We start from the raw sequence: 20725 nt of genomic DNA, 5'->3' as shown, positions 1-20725 counted from the left end.
TTCCGCCCGGAATCAGGAGCGCAGAACGACCGGGATCAGCGCCTCACCCTTTTTAACCGTCCCCAGCGACCTTGCCACTATGCGGCCCGGTTCGCTCCCACCATCGCGCCCTGAGATCTTCTCAAGACATCCGGGCTGAAACGAACTGACAAGAAGGTCTCCGGGCTCGACAGGGCCTCCCTCGGCGCTTACACGCGCAGGCACGACTCCGGCAACGGCGACAAGGACACGTCCTTCCGGTCGCGAAAACGGCTCTGCAAGGGAAGAAAAGCTTTCGTCGGGCATCCCCAGCACAACGGCGGCACTCTCGACGGCGATGCCGACAACCTTCGGCGAACCGCGATGCTGGCATTTCTGCACCATGCCATCCACAACAGAGGCGATCAGCGCATCTCCAGGAAGGATCACATCAGAGGCATTCAGCGGTAGTGAGACGGCAAGGGCAGAGCCGATGGCCTGAGCCCCCGCATACAGAGCGCCTTCAAGACGACCGAAGCCACCGACAAAAAGGCCCGGAGCATCCTCTCCCTGCGAGGCGGCAACGACGTCGTACGAGCGCGCCGAGCTGAAGTAGCCCCCTGCTCCGCTGAAAGATTGTCCGACAGAACCCGAGCCTTTATCGGATATTCCGCGCACTCCATGGCGATGACCAAACCCGATCACGCCTTCGGCCTGCCCTCTACCGGCAACACCGGCTCCATCTCCTGAGTTTACTCCCGTAACGGGGGCATGATCCACAGGCGGAGGCACATGCCCTTCATAGGCCTTTCCTGTCGCGCGCTCAAGCCGGATCATCCCCGGATGACTGTTGAAGTCGTGATCGAGAGCGGCATATTCGTGGCTGTGCGGAAGAGGGGGCCGCGCATCCGAAAGTCGCGGATCTGAGGCCTGGACGGCAAGGCCGGCCTGCTCTGATCCGCCTGGAGCGAGACGTACGATTCCGGGCATATCTTCGGAGGCCGGCCGCAGACGACGATCGTTACCCTGAACGACTACGCCTTCGCGATCCTCCCCATCCTTTGCAAGCTCCACGATCCCCTTTCGCTCCGCCGTTGCATCGTGAAGCCTTGGATCTGAGCCCTGGACGGCAGCGAAGTCCGCCTGCTCGCCGGCTCTTGCAAAGCGCAGGATGCCCACCGCTTCTGTCGTCGCAAGCCGCAGCCTGTGGTCAGATGCCTGCACGGCAAGACCTGGCTCAACTGCGCCGTCGCCGGCAAGCTGCACAATGCCTGGCGACTTCTCTGTCGAGTACTTCAAACGGGGGTCGTTACCCTGAACGGCAACGCCGCCGCGCTCCTCGCCTGGCTCGGCCAGCTCCACAACACCCTCAGAATCAACCGTGGCCTTCTTGAGGCGATCATCACTGGACTGAACGGCATGCCCGGCGCGCTGTTCTCTGTTGCGCGCAAGCCGGACGATGCCCGGCATATCCTCAGAGGCCGGCTTCAGGCGGCGATCATGTCCCTGAACGACAACGCCTTCGCGATCTTCGCCATCCTGGGCGAGCTCTACGATTCCGCGCGCATCCGTCGTGGCCGCACGCAGACGTCGATCATGCCCCTGCACGACAACGCCTTCTTTCACCTCGCCGTCCATGGCCAGGCGAACGATACCTGAACGCAGAACAGAAGAATGAGGCACCGGCTCTGGCAACCCCCTCTCCTGCCGCTCAACAGGATCCGCCGTTGCATAAAGCTCCACTTCAACGATCTGTGAAATGAACTTGCCTTCTCGGGTTCTTGCGTTCTCGCGAATCTGAATGATCAGATAGCGAATGTTTAGAGGGAGGAATCTCCAGCGATACCATGTGGCCGGCTCTGCAAAAAAACCGTTTTCTTCTATAAGGTGGTGCCAGGTGATATGGTCGTCACTGTAGAGAACACGAAACGATGAAGGGAAGAAAGTTTCTGCATCGTTTTTCGACAGAAGCCGCAGCTCGCTGACTCTGTTCACCGAGCCAAGATCAAGCTCAATCGATTCTTCCTGGTTGCGAGAACGCAGAGCCGACGACCATCCATACTCCGCTCTGCCATCGATAAGATTCTCTTTTACCCAGAGCCTGTCGAGCTCACTTGACGTCTTGATGTCGATTACACCGGCAACAAGAACCTCAAAACGTCCTGTGGCGATCAGCTCTTTTCCCTGATCGCCAGTTACGACAAGCTTGATATAACGGGCCTTAATAAGCGGGAAGATCCACTGCGGAGCGACAGGTCCGACGACGAAACCCGTTTCTTTAAGGATCGGCTCCCAGATCTTTCCGTCCATCGATATCTCGAAGCGAAAAGTAGCAGGAAAAACAGAAGGATCAATTCCAGGCAATAGTCTGATCTGATTGAAATAGATGTCGCTTCCAAACAGGCCGGTCAGAGAAAGCACGCCCCCACCGGTCGCCCCTTCCCACGACTCCAGGACGCCATCAGAAAATTGCACCCTGCCTTCCGAACGAACCTCAAGAAACGGATAGACCGAGGGGTGTGAAATACGAATACTCATCCGTTATTACCTGCCTGATACCATATTTCTCTTCGCAGCGAACCCATTCCTGGCTCGAAGCATACATGCGGAGCAACCCTTCCGAGCAGATGCTTCAGATGCTCGGGCAGCGTGCTCTTGAAAACAAGCACACCCTCCCCTTCGCGTAGAAGAGCTCGGTCAAGTTGCTCCAGGCTCATGGGCGATATTCTCTCGCTGAGGAAATCTCGGAGGCTCTGCCACGATTCGCCAGATGACATACCGGCAGAGGCAGAGCTGCCGGACAGTATTTTTTGTACATCGTCTGGACCCGATGAAAGGCCGGCAAGATCCAGCTCGTTGCGTACGCGCTGGACGGTGTCACCGCCGTACCTCTCGTTCAAGGGCTGCCACACATTTGTTGCGGTATCTTTAAGGCTGCCCGTAGCAAGAATCTCTGGTTTATTGTTTATGGATATATGGATCTGGTTGTACGGCGAAGCACCCGGGGATGCCTCCGGGGGGTCATCTGTCGCCCCTCTGGGCGGTGATTCGGGCGCCCCAGGGGGGCGCTCCTGCACCTCTCTGGGGGATGCCCAGTCGAACCGGAAGTGGTATACTGTATTACTCCTCCCCGTTCCTGGCGTTGTACTTATCAGGCCGAGAGAGATCAGCTCCTCGCGGGCCTTCCGCAAAGAAGATTTCTGCTTAAATCCGGTCAGCTGCAGGAGCCGGTTGGAGCCCGGATACACCGCCGAGAAGTGTCTGTCTGAAAAGCGAAGCAATACAGGATACAGAGTACGGGCGGCTGAAGACATTTTTGCCCACAATCCTGCATCGATTAATGCTTGAACGAACTTAAAATATGGCAGGTCCTGAGCGGACATAATAGCCCTCCAAAAAAGTCAGCAGAAGGGCTCCTTTTTGGTTGACATGCCCGTACAGGGCGGTATTATGTCGCCAACCATTCATTCCCAATGGAAGCCCCGACCCCTCCTGAAGAGGGGTATTTTTTTTTCCCGGAATTCTTTTTATTGTTTTTCGGATCCTGGATGCCGGGATGTGACATAAGAAGATTATGTCGTCTAAATATCCGTCAAGTACTTTTGGGTACTTGACGGATGTGCAGCATATGTAGTAGCCGCCGCCCGACGGCGAAACGCATGTTTAGTCCCGGGGGGGCCGGGATAGCACTTTTCGGATAACCTTTTCTATCTGCTCTGCACTGGATGCATCTGCAGTAGTGATGATGATCTGCTCCCCTCTTCTCTCAATCCTTAAAGGCGGATTTGCGGCCGGGTTAGTTGCGGGGCTTTTCCTTTCATGAGAGCGAACAGTGGTCGTTCGCTCCTGGTTAAAGTCCTTTGCATCTCTTACAGTGCGGATCTCTCCGCCTTCGAATGCGGAGAGGAATTCTTCATGTCGCCCTTTCCGGAAGGCCTGAACGGCCTGGATGAGAAAATTCTTCTGAGTCAGTCCGCGGCTTCGGCATTCTTCAAGATACTCCGGCGGCAGGGTGGCAATACTGAGGATTTCCGTTACATAGTTTCGGGATTTGCCTACGAGCTTTGCCAGCTCCTGGTCGCTCAGGTCCTCTTGCTTTTTCAGCTTAATTAGGGCATCGGCTTCTTCTTCTGCGTTCAGGTTCTCTCGCTGGAGATTCTCGATCAGGGCAATGCGAAAATAGTCGCGCTGCTCTCTTGAGATGATCCGGCATTCAACGTCTTTCCACCCGAGACGACTGACAGCGTGGAATCTACGCTCGCCGGCGATGACCCTGTAGGTATCTCCTTCCTTGGTCACTACGATAGGAGACAGGAGCCCGTCCCGACGAATACTCTCGCTCAGTTCGTCGACGGCATGTGTTCTGTCCCGACGCGGTTGATCTTCTGATGGACGTATCCGGGCGATGGGAAGCTTTGTGATTGCTCCATCCAGGGACTCTGACTGGAAGATATCGGCCAGCCCGCCCAATTTTTTATGCTTCGAGCTCACCGATCAACTCCTCTGTGAATGTGAGATATTCCTTTGCCTGTCTGGATTCCGGGGCATACATAAAGATATTCTTCCGGGCGAGATGACTTTCTCCAATCGCAACACCCTCTGAGATTGAGGTTTTGAAGACAGGGAAGAAATCCGAGATGACCGGCATGATCGTTTTCGACAGGACTGTGTTAGGCTTCAGCTGTGTGAGCAGCGCCCCGGCAATAGCGAGATCGGGATTGATACGCCGTTTAATGGAGTTGATTGTATTGCGCAACCCGGTCATCCCATCGATTGAGAATTTCTCTGCCTGTGCAGGGATGACAACGTGTGTGGCCGCCACCAGTGCGTTGATGGTGAAAATGGAAAGGCTTGGCGGGCAATCCATAATGATGAAATCGTATTCGGGGACTGACTGAAAGGCGTCTCGAATCACATAGGGGGCATCGACGTTTACCCCGGCGCTTTCAATTTCGGCAAGGGTAATCTTCGAGGGGGCAAGATCCAGGTTCTCAACCTCCGTGCCGACAATGATCTCCTTGAGCGTGCTTGTTCCGCTGAAAACATTATAAAGGCTCAGCTCCAGTCGGTCCGGGTTGGCGAAGATGCCGCTCGAGTTGGCCTGTGGGTCAAGGTCGGCGAGCAGGGTCTTGTGTCCCATTCCGGCCAGGGCACAGGAAAGGTTGATGGCGGTCGTGGTTTTCCCTTCCCCGCCTTTCTGGTTGGTGATGGCAATGCAGTATCTCTTTTTCACGTCTGTTCGAGCAGATTGACGCAAGTGGAGAGCTCAAGCCTTTTTTGAAAAATGACCGAAATTCTCGTTTTCGCGCTCAAAAAGTCGGATGTCCGACATGTGAGAGTCTTTCGTGTGGCGGCCGATGTGTCGGATGTCCGACATGCGGGGAAATCGGGATGACGGATCATTTTTGCTGGTCTGATCGCCGATAATGAAGGCGGCCTATGTCGGATTTGATCGATTCCTTTTTCCACGGAGTGGACGCAGAACGAACCGGGGGATTCTCTCTATTGCCGGAGGGCTCTCTCTGTCATTTTTTCACTCTCGATCAAGGTGTGTTTCGCCCGCTCTTCAGTCGCGGGTTCTTTACGGATTACCGTTACGAATTCCTCGAAAAAGAGCCGGAGCTCTGGACCCCTCTCTTTGAAAACGGGTATATCCAGATTCCTTCAGAACACGCCTCCAGGCCGGGCTGCGGACTGTGGCTCTTCCTCGACAGTGTTGAGCGGCCCTCCGTAGTGATGCTCCTGGAGCTGCCGCCGGGCTTCGCCCCCTCTGAGGATTTTTTGCGTCTGCTTGTCGTCCCCGATCTGCGTCAGCTTAGGCGAGATCTGGATAGTCTGCCTCTCTGGCTTGGTCGCATGTTGCCCGGCATTCTCCGCAGTTCGTCTCCGCTGCTAATCGTGTCAGAGGAAGGCAGTGGGCGGCAGCAGGTCCTTTCGTTTATCGAGAAGTATCGCTTTGGCGGCTCGACCGCTCACTTCCGTCCCGGCCGCATCGCCGAGGAGGTCCAGCTGCGAGAGTTTTTCGGCGATGCCGTTGGGGAAAGATTGCGGTCGAGCCAGGCTACACCGGTCATTGAGCGCAGTGGAACCATTATTATTGAAGAAGTTGCCAATCTTGCTCCGGCTATGCAGCTGCGCATTCTTTCTGCCATTTCGGGAGATGGTCGCTTCTGGCTCTTTGATACTTCGCGAAACCTTGATGCCATGATAGCGGCCGGACAGTTTGACCCGGCTCTCGGCCAGCGAATCAGTCAGAACAGGATTGTTTTGCCGCCCTTGCGACAGCAACGTGAACTTCTCGCTCTTGAAGCGCAACGATATCTGGATCGACTTGTTACTGCTAACAGGCGGCATATCCAGATATCGGAGGCTTCGCTGAAAGCCATTGCCAGCTACGACTGGCCTGGGAACCTCCAGGAGTTTTATGAAACAATTGAGGCCGCATATTTTCTTACGAGAACGGAATGGATTGAACCGTCCGATCTGCATTTCGGGCTATGGTACCGTAGCGAGGAAGACGCTTTGAATCTGCGACGGCGAACAGAGGAGCTCGAAAGGAAACTGCTGTTGCAGGCACATGCCATCCATGGCGGGAATCAGGTTCACATGGCGCGGGCGCTTGGTATCTCAAGAGGCTCGCTCCAGTATCGCTGGAGCCGCCTTGGTTTACAGGAGGAGGCGCGGTGAGCCAGCTGCGTGAATTCAAAACCCCGGGCGGCTATTTTCTCGTTGTGGACGAGCAGAGCCTGGCCTGCGGTGTTTACAGAGGGAAGATGGATGTAGTCACGCCCGAGCAGATCCGTATCTCGGGAGTGAAGGTTACTGGCGTGGTTTTCCTCGGCGCCGGTGTGCAGCCACTCGTTGGAGAAGAGGGGCTGTCGCTTTTGCCCGTGCGTTCAAGATCGATCGCCGTTCCTTACCGAGCCGGCGGGGACAGCGATCGGAAGCTGCTTCAGCTCAACGTTCGCGTGATAACGGATCAGTTTCCCGTTTATGTAAGACATTTCTCTGATGTTCGCGGATTCTTGAGGGATCTCAGCGATCTTGATCGAAAAAACTTCCGAATCGTAATCCTCGGTCCAGATGTGCCGCGTATTGATAGCATGGGGGTCCGGGTGGCTTTCCCTCATGCACGGATCTTTCAAGCAAAGTCCGGCAGCGAACAGGCTCCGCCTGTGCCGGCGCGAGTCCGGGCAGCAGATCTGATCGACCGTCCAGGAATGGATCATGTGAGCCGGAATCCCGTCTATATGGCCCGGGTCTTCTTGAGACGACTGGACTATGCCGGCATGGAGCGTCTTCCCGTAGACTATGACCTGAGCAGCCAGGACGTAGAGTTCATCAGGGCATTTATAGACGTGATGTTCAAAAACGACACGAAAAATCCGGAGTTGTCGCGTCAGCATGAGAGAATAGGGCGCCTGTCGGCTTTTTTCCGCATGATTGATCTTGTGATCAGGAAGGATCGCGAGGGCATTGACCGGGAGGTCGAGACAGGCATCGGGAATGATGTTGCAAGCAGGCTTCTCCCTTTTCTTCGCAAGCAGAGGGAAAGGGCCAGGGGGCGAGAGGAGGAGATCGCCCTCTGGGAGCTGGAGTACAGACTGGGAGGAGGGGGGTGAAAAATGCTTGCAATGCAGGCAGGCTGCCCTATTATGTCGCATATGAGCTGGTCCGGACTGTTCCTTGCCGCTGCTATGACCGTCGCCTCGCCTGAAAAGGAGGCGGCTTCGACTGTTTCCGTCATGCCGCCGGCTCCGGTTGTGGCCTCTGCGCGCACGTTCGGTCCTGAGGAAGGCGTGGCGGATGGAAGCCAGGTTAGCGATAATCCAGACTTTTCATACCGGAAAACAATGGTTTTCAAATCCTCCCAGCCTTCAGACTCTACAGCCCGGGAGGCTCGTAGCTGGCTGAGCACGGCATTTCGTGGAGCACTTGCAGGGTCATTCGAGTTATGGGATTTTCCAGAGCCTTCTGAAGAGCAGACAGAAGGGCCGTGGCTGAGTCTGCAGTTCATGGAATGCAGAGAGCACAGGGACCGGGCTCGCATGCGCGAGTCTTTCGCCGGGCATCCAGGGAGTTCGGCCTGTGCAGTTGCGTCTCTTTATGGAAGAGGCGTGAATAGTTTTGCAGTCAGCCTGACGCCGACGAAGGGAAGGGAAGAGGAGCAGGCGACCGAGCGCTGCATCTCAGGGGCTTTACCAGCGTCTCTTCAAGAAGAGGAGCCGGTAAAACAGCGGGCATGCCTGTTGGATCGGGCTTCAACCTGCGCTGTCGCAATCGTTAGAATGGAAAGACCTGTGAGTATGGCCGCAGGCATGGGCCGTGCAGCACTGAGCTACTTGCCTTTCTCCCGTAAGGATCGTTCTCCAGCGAGCTCTTTTGTTTCGGTTTCGGTGAGCCATCGTTCAGAACGGTTTCTGGAATGGTCGGCGTTACCTGGTGTTTCTTCTGTCGATCTTCTGAGCGGCACCTCTCAATATGAAGAGGCCCATCAGGGGAGGGGGGAGGCCGGTGTAAGCGAGCCCCTGGCTCAGGGTTTGCGCTTGCTTCGCAGTGCTCCGGGGATTTTATGGAACTTGCCGGAGCAGCAGTCATGTCTAAAGGAAATCCAGGTGTAAGCAAGCTTCTCAACTCAATGAAGAAGCTTATCCGCGAAGTCAACGATAAGGAAATCTGCAACCGGCTGGAGATCCTTATGGGCGTGGAACGAGAAGATATTCCACCACACCTGATTCGCGCCCTGTTCGATGATCCGCTCGGCTTTGACGCCGATCAGATCCCTGAGCCATTCTCGCAATACGCGAAACACTTTCTTTACATGCTAAAGCGTGATCAACGCATACAGCATCGGGAGCGGATCGAAAAAGAGAAGAGAAAGAGCGCACGCTCCAAGACTGCCACTACATCTAAGAAGGCGTCACGATCGCGCAAAACGTCTTCACGTCCCGCTTAACCGACATTCTGCATGGCCTCGCCGAGTCTCTCTGGCCGCCTCTCCTGGCGATCCACATCAATTGGGTAGCGTTTCTGCCACTGCGCTTTCAAATTAGAAACGGATATCTCAGAAAGGGGGATGGCAGGGCATTAGCCTGCCGGTGCGCTTAAAATTGATCACTTATGAAGCAGCAGCGCTAACTATAGAACAGTTAGGGTGGAGCTGCCAGCGGCAACTGTCTATTTTTAATCCATTACTTGGATCCAAGATAGGGCCTCCGCTATGTGTTCCGTATTCGTCCGATTCGTCCTTGACCAACGAGAGCGAAAGGGCAGGAAGGGGACACATGATATTCCAGTGTAAGTGTTCATGTTCTGGCTGTTGCAGGGTGCCTGCGCTTTAAAGCCGCCCGGAGGGCGTGTAGACGATCGTTTTGATCCCTTTTGACCCCCGGTATGGGGCATTTTCACGTGTTCGATGGCGCGCGCTGTCCGGTAATCAACGATTGAGTGATCGGCTACGGCTCAAAAACCGGGGTTCCTCCTTCACCCAGGTGTGACCGGGCAAAGAGGAGCGCATGCAGAGCTGCCCTCCTGACAGGATGGCATAAGTATGTCGGACACAGTACTTACGACGAATTGACAGCGCCTCACCGCAGGCAGGAATAGAAAGCAAAAGGATGCCGCAGCTTCCGAAAAGCGGTGATTGCTTACGGATAGGGGGCAGGAGCGGGAGCCTCTTGAAGAGAAGGCAGAAATGATTAAAAATAATCGAGGGTGGGGGCTGTGTGGCTGAATCGATACGCTTAACAGTGAAATGTCATGCTTGCGGGTTTGAAATGAAAGGAAGTGCCCGATATGGAGCAGGACACTACGTACAAGAAGGTATATCTTTTGATTTTACGGCAACTGGAAAGATTAAAACTGATAAGGGGTCAAGGGTGAAAGGCGAAGTCACCTGCATATGCCCAAAATGCACCGTCAGAAACAAGTACGAGATTTAGGCAGGGCGGGAATAGGGCGAATGTCTCGCCTTCTTGGCTGAAAGTGGGCATAAATATTTATTAAAAATGGCATCCTCGTCTGCTGCCTTTGCCCTGCTTCTTCGTGTATCCCCTAATTTTAGAAAGAATTGCTGTCAGCATCGAGATTATTTAATTGGAAGCTATAATCGGCAGCAGGTCTAAATGGAATGAACGTGAAGCAAGACTCTATTTCTCAAAGTGAAACTCCTGAACGGGGAAAAGAGCGAATCCCACTGTCTACACGCAGGCACAGCGCTGCTCATGTTCTGGCACAGGCCGTGCGAGAAAAGTGGCCAGATGCAAAGCTTGCCATCGGCCCGGATACAGAGAATGGCTTTTTTTATGATATTGAGGCGAATCCTCCATTGAAAGAAGAGGATTTAAAGGAAATTGAAAAGCGAATGAAGAAGATCGCCGGCGCGCGGCAGCGATTCGAAAGGTTTTTTCTGCCCGCTGATGAGGCGGTCGCTTTTCTGACTGATAGATCTGAAACATATAAGCTCGAAATGGCCGAGGAGCTGATTCGGTCCGGAGAAAAAGAGATTTCCTTCTATAGAAACGTTTCGGCTGACGGAAAAAAAGAGATCTTTGTCGATATGTGTAGCGGGCCTCATGTGGCCAATACGGGAGAACTGGGTGCGTTTCGTCTGTCAGCGGTTTCGGGCGCCTACTGGAAGGGACAGGAAGATAGGCCCATGCTTCAACGCGTGGTCGGTCTTCTCTTTGAAACTCAGGAAGAACTCGATAGCTATGAAAAGCGTATGGAAGAGGCCAGGAAACGCGATCACCGTCGTCTTGGCATCGATCTCGAGCTTTTTGCCACCTCGGAGCGTGTTGGTCCGGGGTTGATCTTCTGGCTGCCGCGCGGCAATATTGTCAAAGAAGAGCTTGAGTCCTGGGCAAAGGATACAGAGGCGGCGCACGGCTACCAGCGAGTTACGACACCTCTGATTACGAAAGAGGGTCTCTTCCATACAAGTGAGCATCTTCCGCATTATAGCGAATCCATGTTCCCACCCATGCAGATGGATAATGAGAATTACTATCTGAAGCCGATGAACTGTCCGTTCCATCATACTATCTATGGTATTCGTCCTCGCAGTTATCGTGAATTGCCGATCAGGCTTGCCGAGTATGGCACCTGTCATCGCTACGAAGACTCCGGTGCGCTTTTCGGTCTGATGCGGGTGCGGGCGATGAGCATGAACGATGCCCATATCTACTGCACAGAGGATCAGGCCGTTGAAGAGTTCTTAAGCGTGATGAAGCTTCATAAATACTATTATGATCTTCTTGATATCAAGGATTACTGGATGGTGCTTGCTCTTCGAAATCCGAAGAACAAGAAATATCACGGCGACGAAGCGATGTGGCAGAAGGCGGAACGGATCACGCGCCAGGCCATGGAGGTTTCTGGAATCGACTATGTGGTGGAAGAAGACGGAGCGGCTTTCTACGGCCCGAAGGTGGATTTTCAGATCAAGAGTTCGATCGGCCGGGAATTCACGGCAAGCACCTGTCAGCTCGATCTTTTTATGCCCGAGAAGTTCGATTTAAAATACGTGGATCGAGAGGGTCAGTTCCAGCGTCCGGCCTGTATTCATCGCAGCCCGCTTGGAACGCATGAGCGCTTCATCGGATTTCTGATCGAGCACTTCGCCGGCGCTTTTCCGCTCTGGCTCGCCCCCGAGCAGGTGAGAATCCTTCCGGTCGGCGAGGCCTTCCATGCCTATGCCTTCGAGGTGCAGGAGCATCTGCGGAAGGAAGGGCTGCGGGTCAGCGTGGAGACCGAGGAGACGCTCGGGAAAAGAATCCGGCAGGCAGAAAAGATGAAGATTCCATATATGCTTGTTGTCGGCGAGAAAGAGCAGCAGGCTCGACGCATTAACGCGCGGAACTATTTCACGGGTGAGCAGCTGGAGTGGGATCTTGCACAGTTCGTCAGTGCCTTAAAAGAAGAGATCGCCACCAGGCGGATTCAGAAGCGGACACGAGAATAAAACTTGAAATAATACTCGACCTGCAGGTCCGGATGCGCAGCCTGCGATGGATGCGCTCTGGAAACCGTCTGTTTTCGCTTTCTTTTTCGGGAAACCTGGTTCGACTTTCTCTTTTTTGCCTGCTATTACTGCCGGGGCTTTTACCGGCCGACAACGGCGGGATCGGCAACGTTCCGGTCGAGAGGTCCGTTGTCAGCATCCGGGTCGACTCATTCAGCTACGATTACGGGATGCCCTGGAATGATCCCTCAGTGGAGCGTTCGGGCGGCACCGGCTTTATTATAGAGGGAAATCGCATTCTGACGAACGCCCACGTGGTCAGCGGCGCGGTGAATATCAACGTGAAGCGGCCCGACCAGAAAAAAGAGTTCCGGGCAAAGCTACTGCATATCGCCCATGATTGCGACCTGGCAATGCTTCAGGTTGAGGATCCGAATTTCTTCCAGGGGGCGCAGCCTCTTGTCATCGGCGAGCTGCCGGCACTGAGCAGCCCCGTCGTCGTTGTCGGTTTCCCGATCGGTGGGAATCGGCTTTCGATTACGCGGGGCGTGGTTTCGCGAATCGATATGGATACCTATGCTCATAGCGGTATCGATTCCCATCTGACGATTCAGGTGGATGCGGCGATCAACCCCGGGAATTCGGGCGGGCCGGCCATTCAAAACGGTCGGGTGATCGGCGTGGCCTTCCAGGCCCTGCGCGGCGGCGAGAACCTCGGCTACCTGATACCGCCCGTCGTCATCCGACGCTTTTTGCGAGAGGTGGAAAAAAACGGCGTCTATCGAGGATATGTGGAGCTCGGCATTCACTCCACTTCGACTGAGAATCCGGTCATGCGCCGCGCTTTGAAGCTTCCGGCAGAGCTTGAGGATACGGGCGTCTTTGTGACGCGTGTTCTGCCCGGAACGAGCGCCGAGGGTAAGATCCGCGCCGGCGACGTGCTGCTTGAGATCATGGACCATCCGATTTCTGAATCGGGCGAGGTGATGATCGATAATACTCTCTATTCCTATGTGGAGCTTGTCGACCATCTGAACGAGGGCGAGGTTGTGAAGGCCCGCATCTTCAGGGACGGCCAGCTGCTTACCGTGGAGTTCCCGGCCCGGCGAACGAATATATATGATTACCAGCGAAGAGAATATGAACAGCCGCCTCAATACTATGTGCAGGCCGGCCTTGTCTTTCAACCTCTTGATGCGAATCTCATGAGAACCTATTCGCAGGAGTGGTTGAATAACGATCGCTCTGAAATCTTCTATCGTTATTTCTACAGAATCGTATCAAAGGCCTTTCAGGAAAAAGAGGAAGAGGTCGTTTTAACGGGTAGGTTGAACGATTCCGTAAACCTGTATACAAGCAGCTACGGTTACCGTCTCGTTCGTAGCGTAAACGGTCAGAAGGTGCGCAACTTTCGCGAGTTCGTGATACGATTCGATCGTGCCGTAACGTCCGAAGAAAGCGTCGTCGTGGAGTTCGAAGACGTGAACAGGCCGCTCGTTCTGCGATCGCTTGATGTGAGGGCGGCCAATGAAAGAATACGGAAGTCATACTCTCTTCGCGAAGATCGCCGTGTGAGAATGGAGAAAGCTCAGTGAAATCGTTTCAGACGTTATCAGTCTCTCTGCTCCTTGTTGCCTTTGTGGCGACGCTTGAGGGTGCTCCGATTAAGGTTACGGAATCAAAGCCGGTGCGCGTACCCCTGAAGGCGGACAGAACCGACGCAACGAACCGACCCGACGGCGTGCGCCGGGATCAGACGGCGAAGGGCGATCCGATCCGGCGTTCGGTCGTGCGTGTGAGCGTTTCGCCGGTGCGCACCGACCCGGTGCGTCCGTGGATTCGCAGGCCCGGTGAGGCCTACACCGTCGTTGGCCTGGCGCTCGGCGACGGCTTGATTCTGATACAGGCCGATGATATTCGCAATGCCGTGCTCGTCGAAGTGAGTCGCGCCGATTCCTATGCTCGAGAGAAGGCAAGGCCCGTGCTCGTCGATATGGAGACGAATCTTGCCATTCTACGGATGGAAAACCCCCGCTTTCTGTCGGACCTCGCTCCGTTTGAATTCGGTGACGATCCTGTGCAGGGCGATGAGATCATTGCCGCGCGCACGGACGGACTCTTTCGCGTCTACCGTGAAACGGTGAAGGTGATCGAGTACAGTATCACGTCTGACTACGGCTTTACCAGGCTGCCCATCTTTGTCTTCTCGGCTCGCGAAAGTTATCAGAACGGCGATATACTGCTGAAAGGAGGAAAGCTGACCGGAATCGTCGCTTTTCTGGGGCAGCAGGGCAAAGGCGTGGCCGTGCCTGTTTCGCGCATTGAAGCATTCCGTGACCGAGCTCTGGCTTCTATCCAGAAAGAGGCTCACTATAGAGGGTTCGTCGTTCAGGGAATCGAGCTCGAGGATCTCGTCGATCCGCAGTTGCGCGCATACCTTGGCCTGGATGGTAAAGGACTGCGCGCCGGTGGCGCCTTCGTCGGCTCCGTTCTGCCTGAAACTCCCGCTGCATCGGTTCTGAAGTCGGGCGATGTGTTGCTCGCTCTTGACGGCCAGGCCGTTGATGAGAAGGGGCTCTATCGTGATCCTCTTCTCGGATTACAGCGAGCCGAGCTTCTATTAACAAGGGATGTGCGCGGGCAGTACCGGAATCCCGGCGATCGAATTAAAATGACGATATTACGTGATCGCAAACAGCAGGACGTGGAACTCAGCCTGCGCGAATATCGCGGCACCGCCGAGCGGATTCCCTGGCTTCTTCCCGACGAACAGCCTCCGTATCTTGTTGAAACGGGTCTTGTCTTTCTTGAGCTGAGCGTGCCCTATCTGCAGAGCCGGTTCGGCAAGGACTGGCGTCGTCGCGCCCTTGAGCTTGCTTACATCTATGATACGAAGAAGAACTACGCTGCCGGCGATGAGAAGGATCGCATTCTCATTCTTTCTGAGGTGCTGCCCGATCAAGCGAATCAGGGATACCAGGGATTCGGAGGAGAGATCATTGAATCGGTGAACGGCCAGAAGGTTCGTGATCTGAAAGAGCTGATCGATCGCGTTAACAGCGCCCGGCAGACTCCGAATGCCGTGATAGAGATTCTCTTCACGGATGGAAGTCGCGTATATCTTGACCCGACGGCGCGCGAGGATAATGAGAGGATCAGGCGCACATACCGATTGCCTGCCCTGTACAGAGACCGCTGAGAATCAGCGCCGGTAGCGGATGCCGATGTTCGCCCGAACGTCATGCGGCATGATAAACTCGGAGTACTTTGTTCTCTGGTCGTACGCGTAGATGGGCATTTCAAGAAAGGTTTCGACGATGACCGATCGGCTCCGCAGTTGAAGCCCCGGCGTGAGGAAAACCTTACCGTAATCGATGACCAGACTGCTTGCGCGCAGCGGATCGACCGAACCCGTCGTTTTGACTCCGAGCATGAAGGCGAAAAAGGGCGAGATATTGTGGCCGTAAGAAAGCGCCGTTCCCAGCTGTAGATCGTCCGGCGCTCCAGGAATGCGGCGCGCATCCTGACGGATGTCGAATGAAAAAAAGGAATCGCGGCTGAGATAGGTGAGGTTCAGAAGCGAACTCTGGACGGCGGCCGATCCGCTCCAGCCTGTGCCTGGAACAAGCCATCCTGTGGCCGGCAGATTGGATTCGCGAGATTGAACGGCGGAGAGCTGCAAAAATAGATCTTCGCTACCCAGGCGCAGGCTACCGCCGGATTCCTCAAGGTGCTTCTGTGAGGCAGACTGAAGATAGTATTCGCCCAGCTTGATCTCAAGAGGCAGAATGTAGCGCACCGTCGTGAACGGCCTGTCCGCGGCGAGAGGCGTGGCCGACCAGAGCATCGTGATAATTGGGAATAATTTTTTCATACAAAGCTCAGACATCTGGCTCAGAAACGCACCGATCGATTCAAAGAAATCAACCGGTGAGGGCCCCAGAATGATACCGTGCGTCACTATTCCGTCCGGTCTTCCATAATAAGAGACAGTCTTTTCAGTGAAATTGTCGGGTTTTTTCGACGTCAATCCTGAAAAAATAATGACTGCGACGCCTATCTATGAGATCGTCCGGCCGATGTCTGATTCCACAATTCTGAACTATCTGCTTTTCCTGCCCGGTTTCTTCCTCCTGCTTAAAGGAGCGGACTGGCTTGTTCAGGGTGCTATCAGCCTGGCCCGCCGCATGCAGATCTCTGATCTGGTGATCGGTCTCACGCTCGTCTCGATGGGGACGTCGGCGCCGGAGCTTGCCGTCAATATTTCGGCGAGCTATCAGGGCAGTCCCGATCTTGCCATCGGGAACGTTCTTGGAAGCAATGCCGCCAATATTCTTCTCATTCTCGGCGTCTGCGCCGTGATCCGTCCGCTGACCGTCACCGATAGCACCGTATGGAAGGAGATCCCTTTCAGCCTGCTCGCTGCGGGCCTTGTCGTTATCCTGGCCAACGACCTTTATCTCAATGGAGAAGGGCGTAATGTGATCGCGCGTAACGACGGCCTTGTGCTCTGGGGATTCTTTATTATATTCTTCTATTATATATTCAGTCTTGCGCGAAACGGACACTATGCACCCGACGATGATATGCCCGAATCCGGCCTTTCTATTCCGCGGAGCGTGATCTACGTTATCGTCGGGTTGATCGCTCTGCCTGTCGGAGGGCACTGGATCGTGAATGGAGCCGTTGAGATCGCCCGGGCATTTCAGATCAGCGAATCCTTTATCGGCGTGACCGTGCTCGCCATCGGCACCTCACTGCCCGAGCTGGCGGCCTCGGGCATGGCGACCTATCGCGGGAACTCCGAGCTGGCTATCGGTAACGTTGTCGGCTCGAATATCTTCAACATCCTTTTTGTCCTTGCAACAAGCGCCGTGCTTCTGCCTCTTCCTTTTTCTCTCGACAGTAACATCGATGCCCTGGTCGTCGTTCTCGCGAGCCTGATGCTTTTCAGTTTTCTCTTTATCGGTCGTCGGAATGTTCTCGATCGCGGGCAGGGGGTGGTCTTTCTTGTCTTTTATATAGTATATATAGGTTTTCGGTATTCTGGAGGTTGACCCATGCATGAAGCGGCTATGCCGGCCTACTGGTCGGTGATCCCTTTTGTTCTTATTCTGCTTGCCATCGCCGTGCTGCCCATCGCAGCGGAGCACTGGTGGCATAAGAACAGGAATAAACTTATCGTCTCTCTTGTTCTCGGTATTCCCGTAGCCATTTATCTGATCATGCTCGGTCGCTTTCACGATCTTGAACATCAGATACTTCTGGATTATATACCGTTTGTTTCGTTGCTTGGAGCTCTGTTCTATATCAGCGGCGGCATCGTTCTTCGCGGCGATATTCGTGCCACGCCGCGAAACAACGTCTTCTTCCTGGCGACGGGCGGCCTTCTCGCTTCTTTTATCGGAACGACAGGCGCTTCGATGGTGCTCATTCGCCCGCTTCTGCGATCCAATTCAGAGCGAAAGCATGTCGTTCACACGGTCATCTTCTTCATCTTTATCGTTTCAAATATCGGAGGCCTGCTGACGCCGCTTGGCGATCCGCCGCTCTTCCTCGGTTATCTGCGCGGAGTTCCGTTTACCTGGACGTTCCAGCTCTTCCCTGAGTGGCTTTTTACGAACGCCGTGCTGCTGCTCGTCTACTTCCTGTGGGACAGACGGGCCTATGCTCAGGAAAGCCTTAAAGATATTCGTTCTGACGTCACGCATATCGAACCGATCTCCATCAAAGGCACGATTAATATCGTCTGGCTGATCGGCGTCGTGCTCGTCGTCGCCTTTGTGAACGAGAACTATGAACCGTTCCGTTCGCTCATTCAGGAGAACCAGTTTTACAAGCTGATGCAGGTTCCCTTTCTGCTCGGCCTGATCATCCTGTCTAAGTGGACGACTCGAGAGGAGTTTCGCAAGGCGAACGATTTCAATCTTGAGCCGATCATTGAAGTGGCGGTGCTCTTTATCGGTATCTTCGTTACGATGATTCCTGCTCTGATTTTACTGAAAGTGCACGGGCCCGAGCTCGGTCTCGATACTCCGGTGAAGTTCTTCTTCGCTACGGGACTTTTTTCGAGCTTCCTGGATAACGCTCCGACCTACCTCGTTTTCCTGACGACGGCGCAGGGCGATATGACGATCGCTCAGTTTATTGCGAAAGACGCCCTGCTGCTTGCCGCTATTTCGCTTGGAGCCGTCTTTATGGGAGCGAATACGTATATCGGCAACGCTCCGAATTTCATGGTGAAGTCGATTGCCGAGCAAACGGGCGTGAAGATGCCTTCGTTCGGCGGCTACATGCTATATTCGATCGGCATCCTGATGCCGGTGTTTATCGTCGTCGCTCTGCTCTTCCTCGCCTGATCTTGAAGGGCCGGTCCCGGGGCCGGCCCTTAATCAAGGACGAGACCGACGGCCTTTTCGCGAAGTAACGCGAAGGCCGCCTTTCCTTTTTCTCGGGGGGTGCGCGAATAATCGGTCACATAGAGATCGATATGCGATCGTATCGCCGTATCCTCAAGGGCCTGTGCATGAGACTTGATAAAAGGCCAGGCTTCTTCAAGATGCGCCTTCGCATGATCGATGCTCTCACAGATCGCCCGGTCGAGGGCGTCAAAGAGATCGAGATGATCTCGCCGCACGAGAATGCAACCGAGCGGAATAGGCAATCCGGTCTGCGATTCCCACCACTGTCCGAGATCGACCGGCGCATCAACGCCGTAAGAAGGATACGTAAATCTCTCCTCGTGAATGATCAGGCCGAAATCGGCATCGGCTCGTTTCAGCGACGGCAGAATATCGCTGTACAGCGCCTCTTCGATGAGCGGATGCTCGATGCCGTGTTCTTTCAGGAAAAGCCTGAGAAGCAGATGCGCCGTCGTCGTTTTGCCGGGGATGAGGATGCGAGAGCAGCGCAGTCTATCCAGAAGCTCATCCTGCGAAGAGAGCTTCTGCCTGCTGACAAGAAGAGGCCCGCAGTTATGGCCGAGCGCTCCACCGGAGGGCAGGATCTCGTAGTGCTCTGATGCCAGAGCGGCGGCAAAGCATGAGACCTTTGTGACGGGCAACTCGGAGCCGTTTAACGCCCGCCGGTTCAGTTCCTCAACATCGGCAAAAAAGGGATTTACCGTGATGCGATTCACGGCTGTGCCGCTCGTAGCGCTGCTTTCGGCGAAACCCTCTTTTATAAGATGATGGAATATGTAGGTGTCGTTCGGGCAGGGAGAGAGCCCGAGCGTGATGTTTCTTTTCACGTATCTTTCCTGTATCGTATGCCATTTAATAAAAGAACAAAGCCGACGGCTGCGAAAAAGAGCGAAAGCATCAGGGTCGCGTAGTCCGGCTTTTCACTTTCGTTGCGAGCAAGGCGCAGGTCATGCGCCGATCGAACGAGCACCTCGACGTTGTCGCCGACTTTCCTTAAATGAAAGAGATCGGAGTCGACGGCGGTTACAAAGCGCACGTCTTCGTCGCCCGATCTGTAAAGCAGCGTGAAATAATAGCGATGATAGCCGAAATAGCTTTTATCCTCGGCGCGGATCAGCCTGGCAAAGCCCGTCTGCTCGGGTTGCACTTTCGACCGGCGATGATAGAGATCTGGAGCGAAAGTGACGAGCGAACAGACGCTGAATACAGAAAGAAGCATCCAGCCGTTTACGCGGCTATACGACTTCATCTCCGACATGGTAGACGGTTCCTTCGCGTGCCAGGTATATGCGCGGACGGTCCTGCTTCAGAATACGTCTGTGCTCGATGGCGTTCTCATAGTTTTCGTAGATACGGCGGTCGTTATAGGCGGGTTCGTGATGCGTGAGAACGAGGTTCTTCACTTTCCAGTGTACGGCGCAGTTCACGGCCATGCTGAAGCTTGTATGGCCCCAGTCGATTTTCATGAACGACTCATCAAGCGTGTATTGAGCATCGAGGATGAGCAGATCGGCCTCTGAGAAGAAATTCAGATGATCGTTACGATCGAGAAGGTCGTCGCCGTTGAACTCCACATCGGTGGCGAAGACGAATTTACGACCGGCCTCGCGGAAGCGGTAGGCAAAGGACCCACCGGGATGCTTGAGCGGATACGTATCGATTAGAAGGCCGGGGCGGATCTCAAGTTCTCCGTCAAGCCTGTGGAAGAATTTCGTACTGGCCGTGCGATGAAACGGCATGGGAAAGAATCGCTCATCGGTCTGGTAGGCCAGTCGCTCTTCGAGGTCTGGCAGCGGGGAATAGAAATGGATCTCGTTGCCGGGAATATAAAGCGGCTTGAAAAACGGAAGTCCGTGTATATGATCCCAGTGGGTGTGCGTGAAGAATATATGCAGAACGGCCTTGCCCTGGCCGGCAGGGCCCGGCAGGAGCTCGTCGCCAAGTACCCGAAGACCGGTTCCTGCGTCGACGACGAAAAGCTCTTCGTTGCGGCGCACGGTGATGCAGGTCGTATCGCCGCCCGTCGTAAAGCCGAGGTAATCGGGCAGATCATCGAGGAAGGGATCGATACGATCTACGGAGTTCAGCTGACGCTCGACGGCAAGCCGGAGGATCTCCCTCAGGCGGGAGCGCAGATCTCTGTTTAAGAGCGGAGCCGGCAGTGAGCCCCGAACACCGTAAAGCTTGATGATCATGGTAAAGCCTGATCAGATTCGCTGCCAGGCGATGGATGTCAATTGATTCCCTAATTCAAAAAAGGGCGACGGCTACTGTCGTATGAAGAGAAAAACTGGTCGGGATGATTGGACTTGAACCAACGACCCCCACGTCCCGAACGTGGTGCGCTACCACTGCGCTACATCCCGTGGCGTCCAGATTTTGT

General features: G+C 54.6%; 18 protein-coding genes and 1 tRNA gene. 10 read left to right on the top strand and 9 right to left on the bottom strand.

The window, feature by feature from the left end; genetic code table 11:
• Positions 1-12 precede the first annotated feature (12 nt).
• The 4 genes from LEPIL_RS21060 to LEPIL_RS21045 form a co-directional block, all read right to left on the bottom strand.
• Positions 13-2433: a discoidin domain-containing protein gene (locus LEPIL_RS21060; protein ID WP_157135132.1), complete on the bottom strand. Its 2421-nt coding sequence runs from the start codon at positions 2431-2433 to the stop codon at positions 13-15.
• A gap of 59 nt (positions 2434-2492) precedes the next feature.
• Complete coding sequence (locus LEPIL_RS23630; protein WP_143464824.1) at positions 2493-2675, bottom strand: hypothetical protein; 183 nt, start codon at positions 2673-2675, stop codon at positions 2493-2495.
• Between the two features lie 946 nt (positions 2676-3621).
• Positions 3622-4449, bottom strand: a complete 828-nt coding sequence (locus LEPIL_RS21050) for a ParB/RepB/Spo0J family partition protein (RefSeq protein ID WP_002775878.1) — start codon at positions 4447-4449, stop codon at positions 3622-3624.
• Positions 4433-5191 (bottom strand): ParA family protein, encoded by a 759-nt coding sequence (locus LEPIL_RS21045; protein ID WP_002775877.1) that lies wholly within the window; start codon positions 5189-5191, stop codon positions 4433-4435. The genes LEPIL_RS21050 and LEPIL_RS21045 overlap by 17 nt, the downstream gene beginning before the upstream one ends.
• 206 nt (positions 5192-5397) lie before the next feature.
• Between LEPIL_RS21045 and LEPIL_RS23990 the strand changes: the two genes are divergently transcribed.
• The 8 genes from LEPIL_RS23990 (at position 5398) to LEPIL_RS21010 (ending at position 15119) form a co-directional block, all read left to right on the top strand.
• Complete coding sequence (locus tag LEPIL_RS23990) at positions 5398-6645, top strand: AAA-type ATPase lid domain-containing protein (protein WP_002775875.1); 1248 nt, start codon at positions 5398-5400, stop codon at positions 6643-6645.
• A complete protein-coding gene (locus tag LEPIL_RS21035; RefSeq protein ID WP_002775873.1) occupies positions 6642-7580 on the top strand; it encodes a hypothetical protein in 939 nt (312 codons plus the stop codon). Before LEPIL_RS23990 ends, LEPIL_RS21035 begins: the two co-directional genes overlap by 4 nt.
• Before the next feature lie 495 nt (positions 7581-8075).
• The gene (locus LEPIL_RS23625; protein WP_157135131.1) at positions 8076-8579 is read left to right on the top strand and encodes a hypothetical protein; all 504 of its coding nucleotides are present in this window, start codon (positions 8076-8078) and stop codon (positions 8577-8579) included.
• A gap of 17 nt (positions 8580-8596) precedes the next feature.
• Positions 8597-8914, top strand: coding sequence for a hypothetical protein (locus LEPIL_RS21025; protein ID WP_040920852.1), 318 nt, complete (start codon positions 8597-8599; stop codon positions 8912-8914).
• Between the two features lie 769 nt (positions 8915-9683).
• The gene (locus LEPIL_RS23725; RefSeq protein WP_078123530.1) at positions 9684-9899 is read left to right on the top strand and encodes a hypothetical protein; all 216 of its coding nucleotides are present in this window, start codon (positions 9684-9686) and stop codon (positions 9897-9899) included.
• A 188-nt stretch (positions 9900-10087) separates the two neighbouring features.
• Positions 10088-11920, top strand: coding sequence for a threonine--tRNA ligase (gene thrS / locus LEPIL_RS21020; RefSeq protein WP_002775868.1), 1833 nt, complete (start codon positions 10088-10090; stop codon positions 11918-11920).
• A 32-nt stretch (positions 11921-11952) separates the two neighbouring features.
• The gene (locus LEPIL_RS21015) at positions 11953-13515 is read left to right on the top strand and encodes a S1C family serine protease (protein ID WP_002775866.1); all 1563 of its coding nucleotides are present in this window, start codon (positions 11953-11955) and stop codon (positions 13513-13515) included.
• Positions 13512-15119, top strand: coding sequence for a PDZ domain-containing protein (locus LEPIL_RS21010; RefSeq protein WP_002775864.1), 1608 nt, complete (start codon positions 13512-13514; stop codon positions 15117-15119). Before LEPIL_RS21015 ends, LEPIL_RS21010 begins: the two co-directional genes overlap by 4 nt.
• 3 nt (positions 15120-15122) lie before the next feature.
• Here LEPIL_RS21010 and LEPIL_RS21005 read toward each other — a convergent pair whose 3' ends face one another.
• The gene (locus LEPIL_RS21005; protein ID WP_143464821.1) at positions 15123-15794 is read right to left on the bottom strand and encodes a hypothetical protein; all 672 of its coding nucleotides are present in this window, start codon (positions 15792-15794) and stop codon (positions 15123-15125) included.
• A gap of 205 nt (positions 15795-15999) precedes the next feature.
• Between LEPIL_RS21005 and LEPIL_RS21000 the strand changes: the two genes are divergently transcribed.
• Positions 16000-16977 carry a calcium/sodium antiporter gene (locus tag LEPIL_RS21000; protein ID WP_143464820.1) on the top strand — a complete coding sequence of 326 codons (978 nt, stop codon included), beginning with the start codon at positions 16000-16002 and terminating at the stop codon, positions 16975-16977.
• A 3-nt stretch (positions 16978-16980) separates the two neighbouring features.
• A complete protein-coding gene (locus LEPIL_RS20995) occupies positions 16981-18279 on the top strand; it encodes a sodium:proton antiporter (protein WP_002775859.1) in 1299 nt (432 codons plus the stop codon).
• A 29-nt stretch (positions 18280-18308) separates the two neighbouring features.
• Here the strand turns inward: LEPIL_RS20995 and LEPIL_RS20990 are convergent, their stop codons facing one another.
• From LEPIL_RS20990 to LEPIL_RS20975, 4 genes are all read right to left on the bottom strand, one after another.
• Entirely contained in the window at positions 18309-19169 is an 861-nt protein-coding gene (locus LEPIL_RS20990) for a 1,4-dihydroxy-6-naphtoate synthase (RefSeq protein WP_002775857.1), read from the bottom strand.
• A complete protein-coding gene (locus LEPIL_RS20985; RefSeq protein WP_143464819.1) occupies positions 19166-19591 on the bottom strand; it encodes a hypothetical protein in 426 nt (141 codons plus the stop codon). The genes LEPIL_RS20990 and LEPIL_RS20985 overlap by 4 nt, the downstream gene beginning before the upstream one ends.
• The gene (locus LEPIL_RS20980) at positions 19578-20537 is read right to left on the bottom strand and encodes an MBL fold metallo-hydrolase (RefSeq protein WP_002775853.1); all 960 of its coding nucleotides are present in this window, start codon (positions 20535-20537) and stop codon (positions 19578-19580) included. The genes LEPIL_RS20985 and LEPIL_RS20980 overlap by 14 nt, the downstream gene beginning before the upstream one ends.
• A gap of 96 nt (positions 20538-20633) precedes the next feature.
• Positions 20634-20708 (bottom strand) — tRNA-Pro (locus tag LEPIL_RS20975).
• Positions 20709-20725 lie beyond the last annotated feature (17 nt).

This window comes from Leptonema illini DSM 21528, from assembly GCF_000243335.1.
Taxonomy (GTDB): domain Bacteria; phylum Spirochaetota; class Leptospiria; order Leptospirales; family Leptonemataceae; genus Leptonema; species Leptonema illini.
The sequence above is the reverse complement of the archived record's forward strand: the minus strand, read 5'-3'. Positions and strand labels throughout refer to the sequence as shown.